Origin of the sequence: Rhizohabitans arisaemae, from assembly GCF_025996515.1 — a bacterium.
Lineage (GTDB): Bacteria > Actinomycetota > Actinomycetes > Streptosporangiales > Streptosporangiaceae > Rhizohabitans > Rhizohabitans arisaemae.
Genome location: NZ_BLRH01000021.1, coordinates 272,843 through 293,784, shown reverse-complemented (window position 1 = coordinate 293,784; position 20,942 = coordinate 272,843). Strand labels below are relative to the sequence as shown.

General features: G+C 69.9%; 16 protein-coding genes and 1 pseudogene. 10 read left to right on the top strand and 7 right to left on the bottom strand.

Annotated features, from left to right (window positions below; genetic code table 11):
- Positions 1 to 21 precede the first annotated feature (21 nt).
- On the bottom strand, positions 22 to 261 hold the full coding sequence (locus RUR_RS09730; RefSeq protein WP_283134619.1) for a helix-turn-helix domain-containing protein: 240 nt from the start codon (positions 259 to 261) through the stop codon (positions 22 to 24).
- 277 nt (positions 262 to 538) lie between these two features.
- Here RUR_RS09730 and RUR_RS09725 point away from each other — a divergent pair, with 277 nt between their 5' ends.
- The 9 genes and pseudogenes from RUR_RS09725 to RUR_RS09685 all read left to right on the top strand — a co-directional run bounded on the left by RUR_RS09725 (position 539) and on the right by RUR_RS09685 (position 10,344).
- Positions 539 to 1,483 carry a carbohydrate ABC transporter permease gene (locus RUR_RS09725; protein ID WP_283134618.1) on the top strand — a complete coding sequence of 315 codons (945 nt, stop codon included), beginning with the start codon at positions 539 to 541 and terminating at the stop codon, positions 1,481 to 1,483.
- The gene (locus RUR_RS09720; RefSeq protein ID WP_283134617.1) at positions 1,476 to 2,300 is read left to right on the top strand and encodes a carbohydrate ABC transporter permease; all 825 of its coding nucleotides are present in this window, start codon (positions 1,476 to 1,478) and stop codon (positions 2,298 to 2,300) included. Before RUR_RS09725 ends, RUR_RS09720 begins: the two co-directional genes overlap by 8 nt.
- Before the next feature lie 30 nt (positions 2,301 to 2,330).
- A complete protein-coding gene (locus tag RUR_RS09715) occupies positions 2,331 to 3,812 on the top strand; it encodes an ABC transporter substrate-binding protein (RefSeq protein WP_283134616.1) in 1,482 nt (493 codons plus the stop codon).
- Positions 3,812 to 5,266, top strand: a complete 1,455-nt coding sequence (locus tag RUR_RS09710; RefSeq protein ID WP_283134615.1) for a rhamnulokinase — start codon at positions 3,812 to 3,814, stop codon at positions 5,264 to 5,266. Before RUR_RS09715 ends, RUR_RS09710 begins: the two co-directional genes overlap by 1 nt.
- A gap of 393 nt (positions 5,267 to 5,659) precedes the next feature.
- Positions 5,660 to 6,763, top strand: coding sequence for an alpha/beta hydrolase family protein (locus RUR_RS09705; RefSeq protein ID WP_283134614.1), 1,104 nt, complete (start codon positions 5,660 to 5,662; stop codon positions 6,761 to 6,763).
- Positions 6,757 to 7,770: a LacI family DNA-binding transcriptional regulator gene (locus RUR_RS09700; protein ID WP_283134613.1), complete on the top strand. Its 1,014-nt coding sequence runs from the start codon at positions 6,757 to 6,759 to the stop codon at positions 7,768 to 7,770. Before RUR_RS09705 ends, RUR_RS09700 begins: the two co-directional genes overlap by 7 nt.
- Before the next feature lie 79 nt (positions 7,771 to 7,849).
- Positions 7,850 to 8,059, top strand: a pseudogene (locus tag RUR_RS09695) (TetR-like C-terminal domain-containing protein); the annotation flags it as partial.
- Complete coding sequence (locus RUR_RS09690; RefSeq protein ID WP_283134612.1) at positions 8,049 to 9,179, top strand: FHA domain-containing protein; 1,131 nt, start codon at positions 8,049 to 8,051, stop codon at positions 9,177 to 9,179. The pseudogene RUR_RS09695 and the gene RUR_RS09690, both read left to right, overlap by 11 nt.
- Positions 9,166 to 10,344, top strand: coding sequence for a serine/threonine-protein kinase (locus RUR_RS09685; protein ID WP_283134611.1), 1,179 nt, complete (start codon positions 9,166 to 9,168; stop codon positions 10,342 to 10,344). The genes RUR_RS09690 and RUR_RS09685 overlap by 14 nt, the downstream gene beginning before the upstream one ends.
- Here the strand turns inward: RUR_RS09685 and RUR_RS09680 are convergent.
- A complete protein-coding gene (locus tag RUR_RS09680) occupies positions 10,325 to 11,914 on the bottom strand; it encodes a serine/threonine-protein kinase (RefSeq protein WP_283134610.1) in 1,590 nt (529 codons plus the stop codon). The genes RUR_RS09685 and RUR_RS09680 overlap by 20 nt on opposite strands.
- A gap of 499 nt (positions 11,915 to 12,413) precedes the next feature.
- On the opposite strand from RUR_RS09680, the gene RUR_RS09675 reads away from it, so the two are divergent.
- Positions 12,414 to 13,931: an AAA family ATPase gene (locus RUR_RS09675; protein WP_283134609.1), complete on the top strand. Its 1,518-nt coding sequence runs from the start codon at positions 12,414 to 12,416 to the stop codon at positions 13,929 to 13,931.
- A gap of 162 nt (positions 13,932 to 14,093) precedes the next feature.
- On the opposite strand, the gene RUR_RS09670 is transcribed toward RUR_RS09675, so the two are convergent.
- From RUR_RS09670 to RUR_RS09650, 5 genes are all read right to left on the bottom strand, one after another.
- On the bottom strand, positions 14,094 to 15,041 hold the full coding sequence (locus RUR_RS09670) for a sugar kinase (protein ID WP_283134608.1): 948 nt from the start codon (positions 15,039 to 15,041) through the stop codon (positions 14,094 to 14,096).
- Positions 15,034 to 15,675: a bifunctional 4-hydroxy-2-oxoglutarate aldolase/2-dehydro-3-deoxy-phosphogluconate aldolase gene (locus tag RUR_RS09665; protein WP_283134607.1), complete on the bottom strand. Its 642-nt coding sequence runs from the start codon at positions 15,673 to 15,675 to the stop codon at positions 15,034 to 15,036. Before RUR_RS09665 ends, RUR_RS09670 begins: the two co-directional genes overlap by 8 nt.
- 247 nt (positions 15,676 to 15,922) lie before the next feature.
- Complete coding sequence (locus RUR_RS09660; RefSeq protein WP_283134606.1) at positions 15,923 to 16,327, bottom strand: RidA family protein; 405 nt, start codon at positions 16,325 to 16,327, stop codon at positions 15,923 to 15,925.
- A gap of 155 nt (positions 16,328 to 16,482) precedes the next feature.
- Entirely contained in the window at positions 16,483 to 18,366 is a 1,884-nt protein-coding gene (locus tag RUR_RS09655) for an FG-GAP repeat domain-containing protein (protein ID WP_283134605.1), read from the bottom strand.
- Positions 18,366 to 20,831: a hypothetical protein gene (locus RUR_RS09650; protein ID WP_283134604.1), complete on the bottom strand. Its 2,466-nt coding sequence runs from the start codon at positions 20,829 to 20,831 to the stop codon at positions 18,366 to 18,368. The genes RUR_RS09655 and RUR_RS09650 overlap by 1 nt, the downstream gene beginning before the upstream one ends.
- Between the last annotated feature and the right edge of the window lie 111 nt (positions 20,832 to 20,942).

Here is a 20,942-nt window from a genome sequence, read left to right as displayed (position 1 = left end):
CCGTAGCGGAACCGGGTGTTTCTAGATCAGCCGACGCCGGGCGGCCCAGACGACGGCCTCGATCGCGGTGGTGACCTCCAGCTCGTCGCAGATGGACCGGATCCTGCGCCGGACCGTGCGGTCGCTGACCGACAGGTGCCGGGCGACCATCGGGATCGGCAGGCCGGTAGCCAGGATGCCGAGCAGCCTGATGTCCTCCCGCGAGATCGGCGGGGGCGCGATCCGCAGGTCAGAGGATGCGCGCCGGGATCTCCGCCCCACTGGCGAATGGACCGGACGGTGTATCCCGGCAACCTGAGCAGTTGACATCTCGCCCCCTCCAGGTCATTTTTGAAACGCTTCAATCTGCGACCACACGTTAGAGCAGGCATCGCCGGACATCAACAGTCCCGATCTAGAGATGTCCAGGTTTGGACATGACCCGGCGACCCGCCGAGAAGGTGTCCACCATCGGCCAATTTGTTGACCCCTGCGAAGAATGACGACCCAGAATGTGGCACCCCCACCCCAACCACCCGAATCAGAGGAGGTGAGCGCCGTGCGGCAAGACGTGCTCCCCAGAGCAGCCGACCGGAGCGAGACACCGCCCGCCGCCGCGGAGCCGCCTCGGCGAAGACACCGCTACTGGGCCGCCTACCTGGCTCTCCTGCCGACCGTCGCCCTCATCGGCCTGTTCGCCTACGAACCCGCGATCAACGGGATCATCCACTCGTTCTTCACCTGGCGCCCCGGCTTCACCTCCACCTTCACCGGCCTGGCGAACTACGAGCGCATGCTCACCGACGAGCTCTGGTGGTCCTCGGTCGCCAACCTCGGCTACGTCTTCGTGTTCGGAATCTTCACCTGGATCGTCCCGTTCATCGCGGCCCAGCTCGTCATCTCCCTCTCCCGCCGCCGGGCGCAGTTCGTCTTCAGGACCGTGCTTATCCTGCCGATCGCCTTCCCGCAGATCGTCACGCTGCTGATCTGGTCGTTCATGTACCACCCGCAGGACGGGGTGCTCAACAGCCTGCTGTCGGGGATCGGTCTGGACGGACTCCGGCAGAACTGGCTGGGCGACCCGGGCCTCGCCCTGCTCTCGCTCCTGGTCATCGGCTTCCCCTGGGTGGCCGGGCTCCCCTTCCTGATCTTCCTCACCGCGCTGCAGAACATCCCTCAGGAGATCTTCGAGGCGGCGGCGCTGGACGGAGCCGGGCGGATCCGCCGGATCTTCTCCATCGACATCCCGCTGATGGCGAGCCAGTTCACCCTGCTGCTCTTCCTCGCCGTCATCTCCACCCTCCAGTACGGCATGGCGGCCTTCGTCCTCACCGGCGGCGGACCGGACAACGCCACCCAGTTCCCCATCCTGCGTATGCTGGCCGCCGCCTTCTCCGGGCGGGACTGGGGGTACGCGGCGACCCTGTCCACCACCCTGTTCGCGGTGACCCTCGTGTTCGGCCTGTTCGTGCTCGCCACCCAGCGCCGGAGGAACCGTGTCTAGGACCCGCCGCAACGACCTGCTGATCTCGATCGCCCTGACCGTGATCGCGTTCCTCGGGCTCTTCCCCTACCTGTTCATGGTCATCACCTCGTTCAAGTCCACCGAGCAGTTCTACGAGAACTACTGGCTGCCCGCGTTCCCCCTGCACCTGGACAACTACGCGCGGGCCTGGGAGCAGATCCAGCCCTACATGACGGTCACCCTGATCGTCGCGGCCGGCACCATCGCCGCGACCATCCTGCTCGGCAGCGTCGCCGCCACCGTCCTGGCCCGGCACCGGCCCCCCGGGCACAAGGTGATCCTCGGCCTGATCAGCGCCCTGATGATGGTCCCCTCCATCGCGAGCATCATCCCGCTCTTCGTCCTCATGCGGGACCTCGGGCTCCTCGACTCGGTGATCGGCCTGATCATCCCGATGACCGTGGCCGGCGTGGTCTTCGCCGTGATCGTCCTGCACAACTACATCAAGCAGATCCCCCGGGAGATGTACGAGGCGGCCATGCTCGACGGGGCCGGCGGAATCCGGATGTACTTCTCCATCGTCCTGCCGGTCATCCGGCCCGCCATCGGCACCGTCGCGCTGATCAGCGTGATCAACGTCTGGAACGAGTATTTCTGGCCGTCGCTCATCATCAGCGACAACTCCCTGCGGACCATCCCGGTCGGCCTGCAGTTCTTCAAAGGCCAGACCTCCACCGACTGGGGAGCCCAGTTCGCCGGCTTCTTCATCGCCAGCCTGCCGATGCTCCTCCTCTTCACCTTCCTGTCCAAGCAGTTCCTCGCCGGGATGCGCGGCGGCCTGTCCGTCGACCGCTGACCGTAGGCACCACCCCAAGGAGAATCCCCGATGTCCCCCCACTCCGCCATCGCCCGACGCCTCACCACCGGGCTCGCCGCGGGAGCGCTGCTGCTCACCGCCGCCTGCTCCACCACGAGCACCGCGCCGCAGCAGTCCGCCGGCGGCAGCGCCGGCCCCGGCTGCCCCGGGGAGGTCACCACGATCCGGCTCGCCGGGCCCAACCAGTGGACCGACTCCGGCAGCAGCTTCGGACCCGCCTGGGAGGACCTGGTCAACCGGTTCCAGCAGGCCGAGCCGTGCGTCAAGCTGGAGACCACCGTGCTGCCGCTGGACAGCTTCTACCAGACCATCTCCACCCAGCTCGCCGCAGGCAGCGCCCCCGATCTGGTGATGGCCGCCGTGACCCGGGACCCGCACATGGTCCACCCGCTCACCGACGCGCTGAACAAGCCGAACCCCTACATCGAGGGCAACACCAAGTGGCTGGACGCGTTCCTGCCCGAGTACTTCAACCGCGACAAGGTCGCCAACGACAAGGGTGACATCGACTTCATCCCCTTCAACCTCGTCGGCGTCGCCCTCTTCTTCAACCAGGACGCCTTCACCAAGGCGGGCGTGGCGGGCGCCCCCAAGACCTTCGCCGAGCTGATGGACGCCTGCGGCAAACTCAAGGCCGCCGGATACACCCCGATGGCCATGGACAACTCGGCGCTCGGCCTCGGCTGGGCCACCGCGTCCATCTCGGCCGGGCTGGTCGCCAACCACGCCGACGCCTGGAACGTGTACGACGCCGCGGGCAAGCCGGGCAAGGCCGACCCGCTGGCCGCCAAAAGCCTCACCCGGGCCCTGGCCACCGGCGCGTTCAACGCCTCCCTGCCCGAGGTGCAGGAGTCGCTGAAGCTGATGAAGCAGCTCTTCGACAACTGTGTCGCCAAGGACTGGTCGGGCATCGCCGGCACCTCCGGCTCGGTCGTCGGCCTGCGGGAGTTCGCCTCCGGCAAGGCGGCCATGGCCTGGGGGGTGAACTTCGGCTACTCGGTGCTCGGCGACACCGGTTTCACCGTCGGCAGCATGCCGTTCCCGACCATCACCAAGGAGTCGACCCCGGTGGCCAGCGGGGAGCCGAACCGCTTCGGCACCGGCCTCGGCGGCACCAGCTACATGATCCCGGCCAAGACCTCCGGCAAGAACCTCGAGTACGCGATCAAGTTCCTCCAGTTCGTCAGCGCGCCCAAGCACATCCAGCCGTGGCTGGAGGCCTCCGGCGGCATCCCCGCGGTCAAGGACATCCCGCTCAGCCCAACCGTCAAGGGCTTCTTCGAGGGCGACTGGGCCAAGCCGATGCGGATCAGCTACGGCATCCTGCAGATGCCCTCCACCACGACCAACAGCAACGCCTTCGGCGGCTACCTGCTCGGCACCAAGTCCCTGGCGGAGCAGACCAAGTCCCTGCAGAAGCTGTACGACGAGCGGGTCGCCGAGGACCTGCGCAACCACCCGGCCTACGCCGACGAGAGCTGGGCCAAGTAGTGCGCGAGGCCTACGCCGCCGTCGACCTCGGCGCAAGCGGGGGGCGGGTGATCCACGGTGAGATCGACGCGACCGGTATCCGGACCACGACGGTGCACCGCTTCACCAACCCCCCGCTGGCCTGGCCCGACGGCCTGCACTGGAACCTGCCCTGGCTGTACGAGCAGATCCTGGACGGGCTGGCCGCCCTCCCCGACGGCACCGCGAGCGTCGGCGTCGACTCCTGGGGCGTCGACTACGGCCTGGTCGGCGAGGACGGCCGGCTCCTCGGCCTGCCCTACCACTACCGGGACCGGCGTACCGCCGGGCTCACCGCCGACCTGGACGCCGCCGCGCTCTACCGGGCCACCGGCGTCGCCACCCTGGAGATCAACACCCTGGTCCAGCTCCGCGCCGAACGGCGTACCGGCGGGCTGGACCGGGCCCGCCGGCTCCTGCTCATCGCCGATCTCGTCGGCTACCTGCTCACCGGCAGGGAAGGCGCCGAACGCACCCTGGCCGGTACCTCCCAGCTGCTGGCCCCGCACGGCGGCTGGGCCGGCGACCTCCCCGACGGGCTGCGGCCGCCCGCCGGGCTCCTGCCCGAGCCGCACGACCCCGGCGAGCCGATCGGGCCGCTGCTGCCGTACCTGCACCGGGACCGCGGCCTCAGTCCTGACCTGCGGGTACGGGCGGTGGCCTCGCACGACACGGCCTCGGCGGTGGTCGCGGTCCCGGCGCGGCGGCCCGACTTCGCCTACATCTCCTGCGGCACCTGGGCGCTGGTCGGGCTGGAACTCCCCGCGCCGGTGCTCACCGAGGAGAGCCGCCTCGCCGGGTTCACCAACGAGCCCGGGGTGGACCGGACCATCCGATTCCTGAAGAACGTCCCCGGGATGTGGCTGCTCTCCGAGTCCTTGCGCACGTGGGGCCGGTCGGCCGCCGACCTGCCCGGACTCCTCGACGCGGCGGCCGGGAAACCCGGGTTCCGCAGCGTCGTCGACCCGTTCGACCCGGCGTTCGGGCCGCCCGGCGACATGCCGCGCCGGATCCGCGACCACTGCGCCGCGACCAGTCAGCCGGTCCCACGCGACGAACCGGGCTTGGTGCGCTGCATCGTGGACAGTCTCGCGCTCGCCTTCGCCGACACCCTGCGGCAGGCCGTGGAGCTCTCCGGGCGTCCCGTCGGCGTCGTGCACCTGGTCGGCGGCGGTTCCCGCAACGAGCTGCTCTGCCGGCTCACCGCCGACGCCACCGGCCTCCCGGTCGTCGCCGGCCCCGCCGAGGCGACGGCACTCGGCAACCTGGTGATCCAGGCGCGCGGCCGGTCCGGGCCGGGTACCCTCGCCGAGATCCGCGAGCTCGTCGCCCGATCCGACGAGCCCATCACCTACGAGCCGGGGTCGCACCCCGGCCTGGAGGAGGCCCGCACCCGCTTCCTGCACCTGACCAAGCGCACCCAGGTGGCCTCGTGATCGTCTTGGCGGCCGGTACAGGGCGCAGCCCTGCCTCTCGCCGATCCCGCATCCGACCGTCGAACGGCACGATTCGCGAGCAGGATTCCATCCGGATGCAGCCCGGCCATGACCCCCGGTCACCCGTACAACGGAGGAGGGATGAAAGAGCCCGTCATCCGGCGTGGCCCCTTTGCGCCCCGACCCGCGCCCAGGTCCGGAGCCGTAAGCGGGATTCCGTACGGGTGCAGGCCGGCCACTCTCCGTGCTCGTCCGAGGCGGCCGCCGCCTGCCTCCGGCCCGCTGGTACGACTCGATCCTCCCTCCACCTGAACCCGTAGAGCAGGACCCCGTATGCCACCGCCCACCCCACAGCAAGCCCCGCCGCCTGCCGGCGCAGGCCTGAGCCGACAGGTGATCCCTGACTGGGTGCCCCGGCCGCCGTACGAAGCGCCCCTCCTCACCTGGCACGGGGAGGAGCCCGGCCTGCAGGTGCTGTCCTACACCAGCGGGCCGGGCACCGTACCGGCTCTGCTCGCCACGCCGGAAACAACCGGGACGGGTGACGGGCCGCTGCCCGCGGTCCTGCTGCTGCACGGGGGCGGCGGCCGGTCGTTCCCGGAATGGGCCCGGACGTGGGCCGATCGCGGGTATGCCGCCCTCGCGCTCGACCTGAGCGGTGAGCCACAGGCCGGAGGCGGCGGCGCGTTCGGGGTCCGGCTCACCGACGAGAACATCTTCGACGCGGTCGCGGGCGGGGTGGCGGGCACCTGGCTGCCCCGCGCCGTCCGGGCCTGCGTCGACGCCGTCACCCTGCTGACCGGCCTGGACGGCGTGGATCCCGGCAGGATCGGCGTCGCCGGGATCTCCTGGGGTGGCTACCTGGCCGCGCTGCACGCCTCGGCCGACCCACGGGTGCGCTGCGCGGCCGTCGTCTACGCGGCGGGCCTGCTGCGTGAGCACGGCCACTGGGTACCCCGGCTGCGCGCCATGCCCCCCGGCGACGCCGCCGTCTGGGAGCGCGAGCTGGATCTGACCCGGCATGCGGGCCGCATCGCCGTACCGACCCTCTGGGTCACCGGGACCGAGGACCCGTGCTTCCCGTTGGAGGCGTTCGCGTCCACGCTGGACCTCCTGCCGTCTGCGCCGGACATCCGGATCGTCCCCGGCCTGGAGCACAGCCACCCGGCGGGCTGGGGTATCGCGGAGACGCCCGCCTTCCTCGACGCGGTCCTGCGCGGCCGACCGTCCCTTCCGGCACTTGACGGAGCACTGATTCACCAGGGTGTGATTTCCGCCCGGCTGCGGGGAGAGATCACGATAGAGTCCTGTGCGCTGCATCACACGACAGGCCGGGAAAGTCGTGACTGGCAGGTCGTGCCCGCTCACCGTGACGACCGGACCGTGTCCGCGCACCTGCCGGAGAACGCGACGGCGGCGTTCCTGTCCGCGGTGGACTCCCGGGGATTGACGGCGACCAGTGGTGTGTCACGTGGAGGTGAAGCGGTTCCGTGGTGAGTATCCAAGAGGTGGCGCAGCGCGCCGGGGTCTCCCTGGGCACCGTCTCCAACACCCTGAACCGGCCCGAGATCGTCTCCCCCAAGACCCGGGCCCGGGTGCACGCCGCCATCGCCGAACTCGGCTTCGTCGCCAACCAGCAGGCCCGGCAGCTCGGCGGGGCCGGCAGCAGGGTCATCGGGCTCGTCGTGCTGGACGCGTCCAACCCGTTCTTCACCGAAGCCGCCCGCGGTGTGGAGGCCGCGGCCCGGGAAGCCGAGCACGTCGTCATCCTGTGCAACTCCGACGACTCCACCGTCCAGGAGGAGCACCACCTGCGGCTCCTCGCCGGGCACCGGGTGCGCGGCGTGCTGCTCACCCCGGCCCGCGGCACCCGGCGGGCCCACCAGATCCTCACCGCGCACGGCATTCCGCTGGTCTACCTGGACCGTAAGGGCGGCCCGGGCGAATGCTCGGTCTCCGTGGACGACGTCACCGGCGGCGACCTCGCCCTGGACCACCTGGCCGGCCTCGGCCACCGCATGATCGCCTTTGTGAGCGGTCCGCCCAGCATCCGCCAGCACGCCGACCGGCTCAAGGGCGCCCGCCAAGCCCTCCAGCGGCACGGGCTCTCCCCCGCCGACGCGCTGACCGTCAGCCACAACGAGGGGATGAACATCAAGGCCGGTGCCGCGGCGATCGAACGGCTCCTGGACGAAGGCGCCCGCCCCACCGCCGTGTTCTGCGCCAACGACATGCTCGCCTTCGGCGTCTACCGGGGGCTCACCCGGCGCGGCATCCGGGTCCCCGAGGACATCGCGCTGGTCGGGTACGACGACATCGAGTTCGCGGCCGACTGGATCGTCCCGCTCACCTCGGTCCGTCAGCCCACCTACGAGCTCGGCTACCGGGCCGGGCAGCTCCTGCTCGCCCACTCCGCCCGGGAACCCGAGCACAGGCACAAGCAGATCGTCTTCCAGCCCGAGCTCATCGTCCGCCAGTCCAGCGGGGGAGCCCCGCCTCCGTGATCTCCGAGGTCCGCTCCACCCGCAGGGCGGCCGTGGGCGGCCCGGAGCCGGCCGGCAGCATCCGGGGCTTCTTCGCAGACCGTTTCGCCCGGAACAATCGATCTTCGCAAGGGCCGCCGAACGCGGCGAACCGACCCCGGCCGCCGACCCCATGCTGCTCGTGGACCTCCTCGCCGGCGCCGTCTGGATCCGGGCCGTCTTCCGCGGTCTGCCCCTGAGCGAGGATTTCGCCGCACGCGCGGTTGACGCTGTACTAGATCCTGCTAACTTCCTGCGTTATGGGGGTTGAGGAGCACCTCTGGACCGACGAGCTGGCCGACTTCGCCGTGGACATGTCGAACGTGATCCGGGAGCGGGACCTCGGCGGGACACGTGCGGCGGAGCTGAGCAGGTTCACCAAGCTCGTGGACGGGCTTGCCGTCTTCTCGAACGACGAATCGGTCATGGTCTACGGGGTCGCCGACGAGTCGCTGCTCCGCAACACCCACCTCCTCGCCGACCGGGAGCGCGCCGTCCTGCACCGCTGGTACCGGCAGGGCCTGATCGAGGTATTGGAGAAGGCCGACGACCGGTTGCTGGAGATCGCCGACGGCACCGACATGAAGATCGTCAGCAGGGACTCCTTCGCGGACTACCATCGCGTCTACCCCTGGCTGTCCGGAAACCGCGACCGGTTCCTCCGCCATGTGGCCGGACGCGGCGGGACGGTCACCGTGGTGCCGCGGATCATGCCGACGCCGTCGGAGTCCCAGATGTCGAAGAAGGAGGAGGAGAGCCTGCTCCTGCAGTGGGGCATGTACGACCGCAGGGACGCCCGCGGACCGCGGCGGGATCTGCTCAGCCGGCGATGGCGCTGCCCCGAGGACGACTGCCCGCTGTTCGGCCCGGCCCGGGCGGGTGGCCGGGCGCTGCCCGACAACCGATCGGGGACCGTAAGCTGCCCCACCCATCGCCGCCCCCTCGACGACCTCGGGCACCAGCTCCGCCGGGTGCAGGTGAAGATCAGGGTCGGCGACGCCGTGTACCGGCGCTTCGTGATCGACGCCGGTCACCAGGTGCGGGTCGGGCGCGCGCCGGAGCCACCGGGGATCGCCCTGCCGACCAAGGGGAACGAGAGCATCAGCAGGCGTCACGTCATCCTGCGCTGGGACGGCCGGAGCCTCACCGTGACCGACACCAGCAGCAACGGCACCATGATCCGCCCGCCCACCGGCCCGCCCTTCCGGCTGCCGCCGGGCGGCACCCGCCGGCTGCGCACCCACGAGAGCGTCATCCTGAACGACCGGGTGGAACTGGTGGTCAGCGGACGGGAGTACGTCATCGACGAGCCGGACGATCCGCATGTCCCGACGAACGTCCTGCGCCGCCAGGCGTCGGAGCAGACCAGGGTGTTCGATGGCCGGGATTGACGTCGGCGTGGTGCTGGCAGGCCGGTTCCGCCTCGACGAGCTGATCGGCCAAGGCGGGATGGGAATGGTGTTCCGCGGCCGGGATCACATCCTCGAACGCGACGTCGCCGTCAAACTGGTGCCCCCGGACATCGCCGCGATGGACGGCGCCGCGACGGCCCGCCTCAACCGCGAGATCCGGGTGCTCGCCATGACGCAGCACCCGAACATCGTGACCGTGTACGACCGCGGCGACCACGGGGGCACCCTCTTCGTGGTCATGGAGTTCCTCCGCGGACCCGACCTGGGCGACCTGCTCTCCCAGCACGGTTTCCTCGGGGTCGCCGAGGTCATCACCTACGGCGCTCAGGTGGCCGCCGGGCTGACCTTTCTGCACGGCCTGCCGATCCCGATCGTGCACCGCGACCTCAAACCGTCCAACCTCCTCCTCAACCAGGACGGGACGGTGAAGATCTGCGACTTCGGGATCGCGATCGCGCCAGGCTCGAACCTGGAGCGGTACACCAGGGTCGGCGCGGTCATCGGCACACCGGTGTACATGTCACCCGAACAGTTCCAAGGCGAGGAGGCCGGCCCGCCCTCGGACGTCTACTCCTTCGGGGCGGTGCTGTACGCCCTGCTCACCGGCGGACCGCCGTTCCAGGACGGGGCGGACTACCTGGTGCGCATCCTCGGCAGACCGCCCGAGCCGGTGGAGACCTTCCGGCCGGAGGTCCCGCGGCGGCTTTCGGCGCTGGTCCACGCCATGCTCGCCAAATCCGTGGACGAGCGTCCGACCGCCGCCGAGGTGTTGCGGGAACTGGGGGAGATCGTCCAGCCGGGCGATCGGGAGCGTCCTGAGATCCCCGGTCCGCCGACCGTCGCCCCGCCGCCGCCACCGCCGGCAAGCGGGATCGACGCCGCGGAACGGTTGCTGACCTCCGGCCGTACCGCGGAGGCGTATGCGGCCTTCGGCGCCGCGCGCGAGCGGCAAGCCGAGCGGACACCGGAGTACCTCACCGCGGAGTTCGGCCGGGTACGCGCCGGACATGCCCTGGGCCGTGAGGCGGAGGCGGCCATCCGCTGGGTCCGGCTCGTCGAGCAGGCCCGTCAGACTTTGGGACCGACGCATCCCCTGACCCAGGCGATCGAACGGTTCGGCGAGGTCACCCGCTCTCGTCGGTAGCCGCCCAGACTATGACCGTGGCGTCGACGTTTTCGTCGACGAAGGAGTTGATCGCGACCAGCGCGATCCGGTTCATGGACGTCCGCAGGCAGAGGAGATCGCCCCGCTTGATCCCCCCGAGCTGGCTGTCTCCTTGGGTCGAGACGAGTTCGGCACACTTGGCCCGCGTCGGAGGTTCCAAGGTCGGCCAGCGCGCGAGACCTTGCCTCCCGGTTTCATCGGACAGCGCGCAACTGCCGCCACAGGCCAGGGCGACCTCGATGTCGAAGGCTCCGAACGATTCCTCTTGCCGGCTCGGCGGGACCGAATCGAGGTCGATGCCGTCGAAGTCGAATTTCACCCGCCCCGTCCATTGCGTCACGTCACCCGGCGACGGGGACGGCGTGGGGGTGGGCGGAACGGATGGCTCTCCGTTCACCGGCGGTGTCGTCGAAGGCGGCGGTGCCGTGGTCGGGGCGGAGGTGGTCGACACCGTTTGCCCGGTCTGTACCGCCTGCGGGTCCCTCTCGGGGTCGCCTCCGCCGAGCTGAGTGACGGTCAACGCCGTGATCAGGGATACCACGACGGCGGTCACCACCACCGGAAGCCATCCGGCGCGGCGTGCTGGGCCGGAGTTCCCGGGCTCCCGCCGAGGTTCCGGACGCGCCCCGGTTTGTGCCGCCGGAGCCCGCTCGGACGGTGCCGTCGTGGCGGACAGGGAGTCGACGGCCTCCTGCCGTTCCTCGATGAGCCTGACAACCGGAGGGGGAAATCCGCTGTTCTCCGCGGACCCGCCGACGTCGATCACGTCCTGCAGGGCGGGCCGCGCCTCGGGATCCTTGCTCAGGCAGGACCGGACGAGCGCAAGGAGCGAGGGCGGGCAGCCCTCCAGCGACGGCTCCTCGTAAACGACCCGGTGGACGACGGAGAACTCCGGGCCCTCCCCGAAGGCGTGCTTCCCGGTCGCCGCGTAGTAGGCCACAGCGCCGAGGGCGAACACGTCGGCCGCGGGGGTGGCGGAACGGCCCTGGATCTGCTCGGGGGCGGTGTACTGCGGGGTGCCGACGCGCATCCCGCTCACCGTGAGCGCCGTGGCGTCGGCGGCGCGGGCCACCCCGAAGTCGATCACCCGAGCCACGTCGGAGCAGAGCACCACGTTGCCCGGCTTGAGATCCCGGTGGATGATCCCCGCCTCGTGGATCGCCTGCAGAGCCCGGGCGATCACAACGGTGAGCGCCTGCACCTGAGGGACGGGCAGCGGGCCGGCCAGCCGCACCGCCTCACCCAGCGACGGCCCCGGGACATAGGCGGTGGCCATCCACGGCTGGTCGTCCCCGGTCCCGGCGTCCAGCAATTGGGCGATGTGCACCCCGTTCACCTGCTGAGCCGACCGCACCTCCTGGGCGAACCTGGCCCGGAACTCGGGGTCGTCGGCGAACTCCTGCCGCAGCACCTTGACCGCGACGGCCCGCCCGCCCGGCGTGAAGGACAGGAACACCTGCCCCATCCCACCCGCACCCAGCCGAGCCCGCAGCCGATAGCCCCCGACAACCTGCGGGTCGAACTCACGCAATGGCTCAAACGGCGACATACGCACAATCGGTCACTATATAGATCTTGCGCTGATTGTCGGGGGCGGCGAACCGTCGATTCAGGGAATCGAAAGAAATCGCAGTCCCCGCAAAGCAGCCGTCCCGCTTCATCGTTCAGGCCCCCGAAGCGGGGACTACTCCCATCACGGTTCAGACCATCCAGGGCCGGTACGGCCCGCGGGCGCAGCCGGGAGCCGAGACCACCCTGGCCGACCCGGCCCGCCCAGGCGAACAATCGGACCCGGAGCAGCCCGTACAGCCACGCGGCGACCCATGAGCAGGCCGACCGGAGGCTCGTCGAACCGGTCGGAGGAACTCACGAGTGCTCCCCGGTACGGGCGCACTTCACGGCCGGATCGCGGCGCGAGGTCCGAAGCCGGCCAAGGTGATTCCGCATGTCCCGGCGTCATCGTGCTCGTTTCCAGGAAGGTGTTCAGGTATAAATAAACTTATACAGAATTTGTTAACTCGACTTACTCCGAATGGAGGTGACTCTGGATGGACAAACCGGCCCGACTTCTGGCCAGGGACCGCGAGTGGGCACTGCTCTGCGACTTTCTCGCCGATCCGGCGCCCGCCATGCGCATCGGCGTCGTCTCCGGGCGCCGCCGCCACGGCAAGTCCTTCCTCCTGCACGCCCTTGCGGAGGCGGCGGGCGGGCTCTATCTCACCGCGGTGCGTGAGGAAGGCCGCGGCCCGGCGCTGCGCAGGCTCTCCGCGGAGATCGCAGCCTATGCCGGGCTTCAGCCGGAAAGCGTGCGCTTCGAGGATTGGTGGGCTCTGCTGCGCAACGCCCTGCAGGTCGTCACCACAAGGGACGCCCTCAGGCGTCCTCTGCTGATCATCGACGAGCTTCCCTACTTGATGCAGCACTCACCCGAGGTGCCCGGCATCTTGCAGGCCTTGTACGACGAAACCCAGCTGAGTGAGCATCCGCCGATCCGTCTCATCCTGTGTGGTTCGGCGATGAGCATCATGCATGAACTGCTCTCCGGCACCAAGCCGCTCCGCGGTAGAGCCGTGATCGACTTGAGGCTGCAAGCGTTCGACTTTCGGACGATGCGCGCACATTGGGGAATCGAGTCCCCGGAGGCCGCACTGCGGGTCCACGCCGTCCTGGGCGGCGCGCCCGGCTACCTTCCGCTGGCGGGCCGCCCGGCCGTCACCCGGGCGGCCGATTTCGACGCGTGGGTGACCCAGACCGTCCTCAACCCAGGCCGTGCGGTGTTCTCCAGGTCCGAGACGGAGTTCCTCCTCCGTGAGGACCCGCGCATCACCCAGCACACGCTCTACTACGACATGCTTTCGGCCATCGCCCAGGGGGCGGGCACCCCCAGCAAGATCGGCGCCGCACTCGGCAGGGAACGCGGCGCGGTCACCTATCCCCTTGAGGTGCTGGAGAAGACCGGATACGTAACGCGGGAGCAGGATCTGCTCAGAACCCGCAGCCCGCACATCACCCTCACCGACCCGGTGATCCGTTTCAACCAGCTTGTCACGATGCCCCAGGCGTCGGTCATCGACCAGGGCTTCTCCGCCGAGGCGTGGAAGAGCGCGACCCCCACGTTCAACTCCAAGATTCTGGGCCCGCACTTCGAGTCGCTCTCCCGTGACTGGACCCGCAGATTCGCCCACGAGATACTTCCGGACGGACTCCCCGGCACCGTCGGCACCTGCGAGTTCACCGATCAGAACGCCCGCGCCAAACATGAGATCGACGTATTGGCGCTCGCCCTCGGCCAGAACCCGCAGCATCCCCGGGCCGAGATCGCCGTCATCGGCGAGGCCAAAGCCACGTTGGACCGCCGCGGCGGCGCCGACCTCGCCCGCCTGGAACACCTGCGCACGGTGCTGGCGGGCCAAGGACATCGGACGGACCGGGCGGTCCTCGCGCTCTTCTCGATGAACGGCTTCTACCCGGACCTCCTGACCGCCGCCGCCCGGCGGTCCGACGTGCTTTTGGTGGACCTGGCCGCGCTCTACGGCGACACCCAGGCCCTCGGCCTCGGCGGATGAGCATCGCCAGACCGTAAGGCGTCGCTCAGGCAGTTGCCGTGGTTCGCAGGGCCACGCATCCGACGTGTGCCGAACACTCGTCGGACTGTTTTGATAGCGGAAGGCACCCGCATCACCTGTCTGGAACGCCGCCGACCGAGATGTCCGTCTTGGACAGCAGGTTCATCGGACCGCCGTCCCGTCGGGGAGTCCCAGAAGGGGCAGCTCGGCCCGGGTGGGAAGGCCCTCCCAGTCGCCGGAGACCGCGACGACGAAGGCCCCGCAGGTGACCGCGCGGTCCAGCCGGTCGCGGGGCGGCAGCCCGTCCAGCTGCCCGGACAGGTAACCGGCGACGAAGGCGTCACCCGCGCCGATCGAATCGACCGCGACGACCGGCTTGGCGGGCAGATCGATCCGCTCCCCCTCGGTGTAGACGGTCGCACCGGCGGACCCGCGTTTGACCACGACCTGCCCGGCACGCCCGTCGAGCAGCGACCGTACCCGGCCGGGCTCATCCGTCCCCGGCGCGGCGAGGGGCAGCTCGTCCTCGGAGGCGACCACCAGGTCGGCCTCGGCGGCCACCTCGGTGAGGGTGCGGCGGGCCAGGTCCTCGTCCCAGAGGCGGCTGCGGTGGTTGACGTCCAGGCAGACCAGGGTTCCCGCGGTCCGGGCCAGCCCGATCGCGGCGCGCACCGCCTGCGCCGGGCCCGCGCCGAGGGCGAGGGTCACCCCGGTGACGTGCAGGATCCGCGGCTGGGACGGGAAGGCGGCGAAGGCGTTCTCCACCTCGGCGACACCGAGCCGGCTCCCGGCGGAGCCGAGCCGGTGGTAGTCGACCCGGACGACCCCCGCCAGGCGCTGCTCGAACACGATGATGCCGGTCGGCGCCCGATCGATCCTGACGGTGCCGATGCCGACGCCTTCGGCCTGGAGGGTGCGCCGCACGAGTTCGCCCAGCTGGTCGGGGCCGACGGCACCGGTGTAGGCGACGTCGTGCCCGAGCCGGGCCAGGCCGATCGCGACGTTGGCCTCGGCCCCGGCCACGCTCACCCGGGCGGTCCCGCCGAGCCGGACCTGACCGTCCGCCCGGAGGGCGGCCAGCGCCTCGCCGAGGGTCCAGACGTCAGGCATCGAGCCCCCGCCCGTCCCGCCAGGCCGCGGTGAACGCCTTCGCCCGCTCGGTGATCGTCTCCCAGCGGCCGGCCGCCACCAGGTCCTCCGACACGAGCGAGGCGCCGACCCCGACCCCGGCGCAGCCGATGCGCGCGTAGCCCGCGACGTCCTCCCATCGCACCCCGCCGGTGGGCAGCAGCGGAACGTCGTCAAGCGGTTCACGGACGGCCCGTAGATACGCGGCGCCGCCTACGGCGGAGACGGGGAACACCTTGACCACGGCCGCGCCGTGCCGCCAGGCCGTCTCGATCTCGGTGGGGGTGAGCGCGCCGCACGCGACCGGCACCCCGGCGTCCCGGGCCAGGGCGAGAACGTCCGGCACGGTGACCGGGGTGACCAGGAACCGGGCTCCGGCCTCGATCGCCGCCCGGGCGTCGGCGACGGTGCGAACCGTCCCGGCCCCGGCCGCCACATCCTCCCGGGCACTCCACCGCCGGATCGCCGCGAGTGCCCCCGGACTGGTCAGAGTGATCTCCGCAAGCCGTACCCCGCCGGTACTCAGTGCGGCCACCACGGCGTCGTCGGGTTCGGTCTCACGAAGGCGGACGATGGCCACCACACCGGTCAGCGGGCCCTGCTGTTGAACGCTCACGGCATCATCTTTTCGATCGGTGGCGTAAAACTCGACTCATACGGGTGCACAAGCGGAGTCATACACGCGTCCTCCTGCGACATGCTCCTGGCCGCCGGGCAGGAAGCGGGGATCCCGGCCGAGATCGACGTCATCGTCGACCTCCCCACCGGCGGCGCGCGCCCGAGTCTAACTGCTTGATCACTGTCGCCCGTACTGTGGGACCTCGCCCCGCTGCGGAAGCGGATCATCAGCCGCCGCCGAACGGCTAGGGACGGAGGCCGCAGCCTCTGACGGCCACCACATCGATCTCCACGAGGATGCCGCCCAGATTGGATCCGGCGGTGGTGCGGGCGGGACGGGGTTCGTCGAAGAACTCGCGGTAGGCGGTGTCGAAGCCATCCCAGTCGTTGTCGATGTCGGCCAGATGCGCGGTCACCTTCACCACATCCTGTAGATCGGCTCCGGCGGTCTTCAGCGCGGCGGCGACGTTGCGCAGCGTCCGGCGGGTCTGCTCGGCGACGTCGTCGCCGACGATCTGCCGGGTCACCGGGTCGACCGGCCCGAAACCCGCCGTGTAGACCAGGTCTCCGACCACGACGGCCTGGGAGTACGCACCGCGCGGCGGCGGGGCCTGGTCGGTGCTGATGCCAACCTTGGTGGGTCGCGTCATTTCCGAATCCTTATTGATGAGGTGGAATGTCCGGGGCCGGTATGCACGGCCGGCCCGCGATACGGCGGGAACCCGCGCCGATCCGGGTTCCCGTTCGGCAGGGGTACGGCGTCCGCGCAGCCGGGACGTTCCCGCGCGGACGCCACAACATGGGGTCAGAGCACCAGGGAGACCGCGTTCTGGAAGCCGGTGCCGCCGGGCCTGGCCGTTCCCGACCACGGATTGCCCGAGGTGGAGCCGGTGTGGGGGTAGATCGACACCGCGCCGGAGGCGTTGCCGACGACCAGGTCGGGGCCCGCGGCCCCGGTGACGTACCCCAGGCCGATCGATCTGGTCCCCGCCCAGCCGCCGGGCACCGGGATCGGGTCGGTGGACGCGCCGGTCGGGAAGACCCAGAGCGAGCCGTCGTTCTCCAGGTCGATCAGGTCGGCGATGCCGTCGCGGTCCACGTCGCCGAGGGTGAGCCGGGAGGCGGTCTGCCAGTTGCTGCCGACCCAGGCGCGCGGATCCCAGGGAAAGGCCGTGCTGGAGCCGTTGCCCGGGTAGGCGAACAGGTCGCCGCCGCCGTCCCGTCCGACCAGGTCGGCGCGGCCGTCCCCGGTGACGTCCCCGGCCATCAGATGGTTGAAGATGTTCCAGCCGGTTCCGCCGAAGTAGCGGTTCGTCCAGCGCAGGCCGGTCGTGGACCCGTTGTTGAGGTAGATCCACAAGGTGCCGTTGGCGCTGCGCTTGTCGACGGCGAGCAGGTCCTGGAGCCGGTCGCCGTTGATGTCGGCGAGCAGGACCTGGGAGGCGAACCCCCAGTCGGTGCCGGCTCCGACCCGGTTTGGCCAGGGGTTGCCGGTGGCCGCCTTGGTGTTGGGCAGAAGCCACAGGTCGCCGCTGCGCGCGACGTGGGCGATAAGGTCGGGCTTGCCGTCGCCGTTGACGTCGCCGGTCACGACGTCGAGCGCGTACGCGAAGCCGGTGCCCGCGGCGAAGCGGGTCGTCGGCGACCACATCGAGCCCGCCGTGGCGCTCTGCCAAGGGTGGATCCACAGGGCGCCGGAGGTGTCCCGCGCGATCACGTCCGGGCGCCCGTCACCGGTGACGTCGTCCATGGTCAACCGGTCGGTACCGCTCCAGCCGCCGGTGCTCCCGTACACGATGGAGGTCCAGAAGTTGGACGTGGTCGACCCGTTGTGCGGGTAGACCAGGAGTGCCCCGACGCGGTCACGGGCCACGATCTCGGGTTTGCCGTCTCCGGTGACGTCGTCGAGCATCATCATCTGGGCGAGGTTCCACCCGTTGCCCGACCAGATCGGCGACTGGGTCCACGGGTTCGAGGTGACCGAGCCGTTGTTCGGGTAGACGTAGAGGGTGCCGTCGCCCTCACTCGGGTTGCGCGCCAGCAGGTCGGGTTTGCCGTCCCCGGTGACGTCGCCGACGAGGATCCGGTCGACGATGTTCCACCCGGCGCCCGCGCTGAACCGGCTTGGCCACGGGTTCGCCGAGCCGGAGCCGTCGTTGGGGTAGATGTACAGCGTGCCGTTGCTCACGCTCGGGTCACGCACGACCACATCGGCGCGGTTGTCGCCGGTGACGTCGGCGACGAGCAGGGTGTCGGCGAACTCCCACTGCGGCGGGGTTGTCGTGAAGGTCGATTCCCACGGGTTGGACGTGGTGGACCCGTTGCCGGCGTAGACGCGCAGGGCTCCGGCGTCGGGGCTGGAGAGCTGGGCGACCAGGTCGGCCCGGCCGTCCCCGGTGACGTCGTTCGCCACCGGCGCCGTCGCGGCGCGGGACGAGCCGGACCGGGCGGTCGCCTCGGGGGCCACGGCCGGAGCCTTGGCGCGGATGCGGCTGATATCCCAGGCCTTGGACTTGGATTTGCCGGGCTTGCTGGGTTTGCCAGATTTGCCGGTGTGGTAGATCGGGGTGGGGCCGGGGCTAAGCCGCCTGCGGTCGTCCCCGGGCGCCGCCTGCACGGCCGGGGCGACGGTGAGGACCGCGAGGGCGAGGGCCGCGGCGACCGCGGTCGCCCGTATCGACGCCGTCATCAGAGCACAATCCTTCGTCCGGCGCGGTACCTGTTCCCGTTGACGACGACCCATTTCAGGTCCGGATGCGGCGGTGTCTCGACCACCACCCGCTTGGGCTTGTGGTGCCAGTCGCCGCGGAACTCCACCTTGAGGGTGTCCTTGCGGCGGCCTTCCAGCTTCATCCGCAGCGTCACCGGGCCGTACTTGGTCGGCACCTTCTCGAAACGGGTCTGCTTCTCGGCCGACAGCCACTCCAGCGGGCAGAGCCGCAGCAGCTGCACCTGGTCGGGGACGAGGCTGTCGTCGATGACGGCGTGGATCAGGCACCAGGTGATGATGGGGTGGGAGAAGAGGTTGCCGTAGATGGCGTTCCGGTGCTCGCTGGAGATGTAGGTGTCCTGGGAGAGGCCGCCGGTGAGCAGGCCGTACAGTCCCTCGATGAAGGGGGCCCGGTCCCCCAGCTGCCAGGTGTGGAACATGTTCCAGCTGTAGCAGGGCTCGGCCGAGGACTGCTCGTGGTCCAGAACGGCGCGATACAGCGCGTTGTGGTGCACCGGGTCGAACAGCTTGGTGTTGGGCCCGACCCGGAAGAACTCCACGAAGGACTTCATCATTGGGTCGGAGGCGGGCATCAGCCCGGCCCACACCGACATGAGCGCACCGGTGTCGAGCATGGTGAACGCGTCCCAGACGCCTTCCCCCGCGAACTGCGGCCGGAACACCGGCCACTGCCTGCCTTCGGCGTCGGTCCACTTCTGCGAACGTTCGGCCAGGTCGCGGACGGCCTGCACGAAGGTGGTGCGGAAAGTGTCGGCGAACTCCCCGAACTCCTCGGCCCGGGGATGCTTGATCCGCCGCAGGAACTCCACCGCCGAGGCGAGCCCCTTGTAGGTGAAGCACTGGCTGATGAAGCCCTGGGTTTCGACGCCCTCGTCGGTGGAGTGGCCGGGCGGCATGATGCCTTTGACACCGGTGTGGCCGGTGAGCGCGCAGGCCTGCACGATGTACTCGCAGGCTTTGACGATGACGTCGGTCCACTTGGCGATGAACGCCGGCCGGTTGGTGAGCAGCGCGTGTACCGACAGGATCTCCAGGATCGCGCCGTGGTCACTGATCCAGTCGACGGCCTGCAGCGTCTTGGGAGTGGACAGGTAGCCCGGGTAGGAGCCGCCCGCGAACGCCGATCCGGGTGGGGTGCGCGTCCCCTGGGTGACCTTGTAGATCTCGATGTGCTTTTCCACGACGTCGTGGTAGCCGAGCCGGTCGAGGAACATGTGGCTGACCATGGAGGTCGGGGTGCTCCACAGCACGTCGTAGGCGTAGGAGCCGGAGAGGAAGGTGAACAGCCCGGTGTCGGGGCTCTTCTCCGCGACCACCTGGGCCAGCTGCGGGGAGCGGCGCATGACCTGGTTGACGTGGTTCTCCGTGGTGTCGATCACGGCGAGGGTCGCCGCGTCCTCCGTCCAGAACGCCTGGCATTTGGCGAGTGCCGCGTCGCGGCCGATCGCGGCTTCGGCCTTCGCGTCGGCGAGCGGCTGCGGGATCATCGGGATGAGCACGTCGACGTGTGCTCCCACGGTCGCGGGCAGGCCCAGCCGCAGGTCGTACACCCCCTTGACCTTGGGGTTCTCGGTCATGGCGATCGAGCCCTTGTCGGCGGTGGTCACCATGACCTTGACGTTGCCCTCGGAGTCGGTGATCGGCACCGTGATGGGCTTGCCGCTCGGGTTCCACACCCGCTGCATGGTCAGGCCGCCCGCGATCGGCGCGGTGTTCGGGAAGATCGTGAGCGGTACGCCGTTCTCGTCCTGGTACGGCCCTGCGGGCTTCATGTACGACCCGCTGAGCCACAGCTGGAACACGAAGTCCTTCACCGCGTTGACCGGGTCGACGTGCACGACCTCGAAGCGCGTCCAGGCGTAGATCGGCTCGGTGGCCGACTGCACGGGCTGCTCACCCGGGACGTGCGCGAACACCGACTGCTTGATGACCAGGCCTTCCTGGCGCCGGTGCTCGGTCCACAGCACGGGGGCGTCGCTGTCCTCCTCCCAGCCCTGCTTGCCCTGACCGAGGTCGTCGTCCCAGACCTCGCGCATCACGGTGGGAAAGTCGCGGAAACCGCCGCCGCGCATCGGCATGACGACGGTGGTCTGGAAGTTCTTCCCGTGCCACGGCTGGGTGTTGGGCTTGGCAGCCATAACCCAGCTGGGGTCGCAGATGAGCGCCCCGTTGTAGACGACGTTGAAGCGGAACAGGTGGCCTTTCCACCCGATCGGCGTCCACACGTTGCGCTGCGCCGGCCACCAGTGCTTGGAAATCTCGATATTGGGTTCGGGGTCGGTCGCGGCGAGCGGCGTCGGCACAAAGGTGTCGGCGTGGGCGCTCTCCAGCCCGGTCAGCGGGGATGTCGCGGCCAGCGCCGCCCCGGTGGCGACGGCACCGCCGGCCATCAGCAGCAGGCGGCGCCTGGACGTGTCACTCATGAACAGCCTCCTCGAACGGCGGGAGCGCAGCGCTCACACCGGTCGTGACGACAAGGGGGTCGAGTAGAAGTTTCGATATTTCGAAGACATATACGAAGTATCGATAATGAA